The organism is Leclercia sp. M50 (assembly GCF_037150775.1).
In the GTDB taxonomy this organism is placed as follows: domain Bacteria; phylum Pseudomonadota; class Gammaproteobacteria; order Enterobacterales; family Enterobacteriaceae; genus Enterobacter.
In genome coordinates this window covers 1-3,718 of the sequence record NZ_JBBCPK010000185.1, presented here as the reverse complement: position 1 = coordinate 3,718, position 3,718 = coordinate 1, and the positions used below count along the sequence as shown (strand labels likewise).

Sequence of the window (3,718 nt, the reverse complement as noted above, 5' to 3'; positions counted from 1 at the left end):
CCAGCCGGTGACGTGGTAGGTTTTGCCAAACGACGAGACGATCACGCTGTGCTCCGCCAGCCCCGGATGGGTAGCCATGCCGTGATGCGGCACGTCGTCAAACACCACGTGCTCGTACACTTCGTCAGAGAGAATAATGATATCGGTGTTGCGAGTAATCGCCGCAAGCTGCGCCAGATCCTCCGCCGAGAAGATCTGCCCGCTCGGGTTATGCGGCGTGTTGACGATAATCATCCGGGTGCGCGAGGTGATGGCGGCGCGCACTTCATCCCAGTTAACGGCAAAATCCGGCACCGTCAGCTTGATGGCGACCGGCGTCGCGCCCTGCAGACGGACAATCGGCGCGTAGCTGTCGAACGACGGCTCAAAGTAGATCACCTCATCACCAGCATGCACCAGCCCGCTGATGGCCGAATAGAGCCCTTCGCTGGCGCTGGCGGTAACTAACACTTCGCTGGCAGGATCGTACTGCGTACCGTACAGGGAGGCGATCTTATCGGCGATGCGTTCCTTCAGCGACACCAGCCCGGTCATGGACGCGTACTGGTTGTGGCCCGCCTGCATGGCGCGGTGGACACCTGCCACCAGCGCGGGATCGCAGTCGAAATTCGGCGCCCCCTGAGAAAGGTTGATGGCATTGTGTTCAGCGGAAAGCTGACCGATAACGGTAAAAATCGTGGTGCCAACGTCCGGCAGTTTGGATCGGGGTTGTATCGGAGTACGCAGCGTCATCGGAATTTCCTCGGGTAGATAGTGCATAACTATTCAACCTGAACGCTATTGTGGCGACAATCGAATTGTTGTCATAATAGCCATGATAAAAAATCATACCTGGAGGTTCTGTGTCGCATCGCGCATTCCCGCTCACTGCCGTTGAGGCGTTTATTGTTACCGCCCGACATCTGAATCTGACCCATGCGGCAAAAGAGCTCTGCCTGACCCAGGGGGCGGTGAGCCGTAAGATCGCCGCGCTGGAAAGCTGGTTTGGTTTTCCGCTGTTTGAGCGCCACGCCCGCGGGCTGCGTCTCTCCTCTCAGGGCAGCGCCCTACTGCCGGATTTGCGCGCGTCGTATGAACACTTTCTCACGGTGGCGGACCAGGCCCGGGCGCAACAAACCGTGGTGCGCCTGAAGGTGCCCACCTGCGCCATGCGCTGGCTGGTACCGCGGCTGTTGCAGGTGGAGCGCGAGCAGCCTGAATTGCAGATTGCCCTGACCACCACCAATGAACACAGCGTCAATTTCAAAACCGAATCCTATGATGCCGCCATTGTCTTTGGCACCCATCTGAGCGCGGGCGATCTGCTGTTTGAAGAGGCATTAACACCGGTATTAAGTCCCCTGCGCCAGGGCACAGCGGTGGAGTCGCTTACCTACCTGCACCCGACGCGGGATAAAACCGACTGGTCGCTGTGGCTGGAGAAACAGGCCGTACAGCCGCCTGCCATGCACAAAAATCAACACTTCGACACCATGGATCTGGCGATCACTGCCGCCATTCAGGGGCTCGGGGTCGCCATTGCCGACGAGACGCTGGTGGCGGAAGATATCCGCGCCGGGCGGCTGGTGCGGCCCTATGCCAGCAGCGTAAGAACCGGCGCCAGCTACCGGCTGGTGCTGCGGGAGTCGCGCGGCAAAGCGGCGGGGCTGGCCGCCTTTCGCGCGTGTCTGCTTAATCCAGGCTGACGTGGTGCTTCATCACCCGTTTAAACAGCACCATGCGGGCGCGCATAAATCGGTTTTCAAGCTTAAATCCCGCATGTTTATTCACTCCGATACGTAGCAAAACGTCCCGCCTGCGGTGACAGGCAGGCCAGCGCGTCGGGCCATTCAGCGTGTCGCACTCCCGGCTGGCATGGCGGGCAAAGTTGACCCAGTAGTCGGCAACCTGGGCGGCAAAGGCCAGGTCGTTGGCATTAACATACTGTCGGGCAGGCTCGGCGAGGGTGAGCGTATCAAACACATACGGCACCTCGTTGCCATGCCAGGCCCCGTTGATGTAGATGGCATGTTCGGCTTCGGCTACATAATCGAACCAGTAGCGCCAGCACGGCTCCCCTACCCGCTGCTGGGCCTGCATCACCACAAACCCCAGGGTGGTGAAGGCCATATCGCGGCATACCTGACGCCCCAGTTCGGTATCGTCTTTGACGCCGGGATAGAGCAGCTTGATCAGCCCCAGTCCCAGCCGCCGCTCCCGGCGCAGCTTCTGGATCTGTCCGGCGAGATCGATGCCAAACACCGCCATCACGCTCGCTTCATCGCTGTTGGAACCGACCATGATCGGCACCGGATGGTGGCGGGCGGCAAAAAAGACCTCCAGCATCGGCTCCGGCAACACACAATCCCCATGGATCGGCGCGGGGGCTATGTTGTGCGGTGCCGTCAGCGGCCAGAAAGCCTCAGGGGGGATCGCCCGCAACTGCTCTGCGGTGGCGTTTTCCAGCCCAAAATGGGCCGCCAGCGCCTCGCCTTTTTTAAGCGCCTGCTCCCGGGGCGTGTCCGGCAGGGTGTAGCCGCTCTGGATTATCGCCTTATGAAACAGCCCCTTTGCCAGTGGCGAGGCGAGCAATGACAGCACGCTCCGCGCCCCGGCAGATTCACCAAACAGGGTGATGTTCGCCGGATCACCGCCAAAGGCAGCAATGTTGTCGCGCACCCACTCCAGGGCCGCTATCTGATCGAGCAGGGCAAAATTGTGTACCACCCGCTCCTCTTCTCCCGCCAGCGCCGGATGGGCAAAAAAGCCCAGGTGGCCGAGCCGGTAGTTGAGCCTCACCACCACGACCCCGCGCTGGGCCAGCGCTTTACCATCGTAGGGCGGCAGCCCGCCTGCGCCAATGGTAAAGCCGCCGCCGTGCAGCCAGACCATTACCGGCAGCGGCGCGGCACGTTCCATCGGCGACCAGACATTCAGATAGAGGCAATCCTCCGAGAAACGGCCCGGATCGCCCCCACCTAACTGCTGGCAGTACTCGCTGCTTTGCCAGCTTGACGGCGAAAAGGCGGCGGCCTGGCGCACGCCCTGCCAGCTTGCCACCGGCTGCGGCGAACGCCAGCGTAATGTGCCCACCGGCGGCGCGGCATAGGGAATGGCGCGCCAGACCTGTACATCGCCATCGGTTATGCCGCAGATATCGCCCTGGCACGTGGTCACTATCGGGGAAGAGACGTTTTCCATATCGACCTTCAGTTGCTGTCACATCCCCGCAGAGTACCGTTTTTAAAGCAAACCGCAACGTCGCTTGCTGCGCTCTTCCGCCTCCTGATAGAGGGTGAACTCGTCCAGCACCGGGCAGCCCAGCGCCTCTTCAAAGGCATCACGGCTGGCATTGCCGCGGGTGCGGGCCTGAGTCTCGTTACCAAGGTTGGACTGGAAGATCCCGGCGGCACTCACCGGCAGGAAATCTTCATAGGTGATGGGCTGGGCGACCACCCAGCCGCGCTCGATGAGCGGCTGCGGATCGTCACCGGGTCCAAAGGCGTGGCGGTGCGCCTCTCCGGCCGGGGTCAGGCGGTAGCGGAACCACGCCAGCCCCTGGCGACGCAGGAAGATATCGCTGTCGGGAAAGGCCTGGAAAACCTCCTGCAGATGCAGCTGGTGGGTCAGATTATCCTTGCCGGTCCCGGCCTCCGCCAGCAGACGATCGTAGAGCTCGCGCCCTTTCGGGGTTAACGCCACGCCGCGCTGTTCAATTTCGCCAAAACGCGCGGTATGG

At 61.5% G+C, this 3,718-nt stretch carries 4 protein-coding genes; 1 reads left to right on the top strand and 3 read right to left on the bottom strand.

Annotation, left to right across the window (positions count from 1 at the left end; genetic code table 11):
* Nucleotides 1-732, bottom strand: a 732-nt coding sequence (locus tag WFM46_RS23110) for an aminotransferase class I/II-fold pyridoxal phosphate-dependent enzyme (protein WP_336998652.1), incomplete at its 3' end; no start/stop codon positions are given.
* Nucleotides 733-842: 110 nt separating this feature from the next.
* Between WFM46_RS23110 and WFM46_RS23105 the strand changes: the two genes are divergently transcribed.
* Entirely contained in the window at nt 843-1,685 is an 843-nt protein-coding gene (locus WFM46_RS23105) for a LysR family transcriptional regulator (RefSeq protein ID WP_156654574.1), read from the top strand.
* Here WFM46_RS23105 and WFM46_RS23100 read toward each other — a convergent pair.
* Nucleotides 1,672-3,180 (bottom strand): carboxylesterase/lipase family protein, encoded by a 1,509-nt coding sequence (locus tag WFM46_RS23100; protein WP_336998651.1) that lies wholly within the window; start codon nt 3,178-3,180, stop codon nt 1,672-1,674. The two genes, WFM46_RS23105 and WFM46_RS23100, sit on opposite strands and share 14 nt — an antisense overlap.
* 42 nt (nt 3,181-3,222) lie before the next feature.
* Nucleotides 3,223-3,718: 2-oxoadipate dioxygenase/decarboxylase family protein (locus WFM46_RS23095; protein WP_336998650.1), on the bottom strand; the 496-nt coding region annotated here is incomplete at its 5' end.

Bases quoted from the DNA above. Each gene is read 5' to 3' on its own strand.
- WFM46_RS23100 (WP_336998651.1), bottom strand. From the start codon at position 3,180: ATGGAAAACGTCTCTTCCCCGATAGTGACCACGTGCCAGGGCGATATC.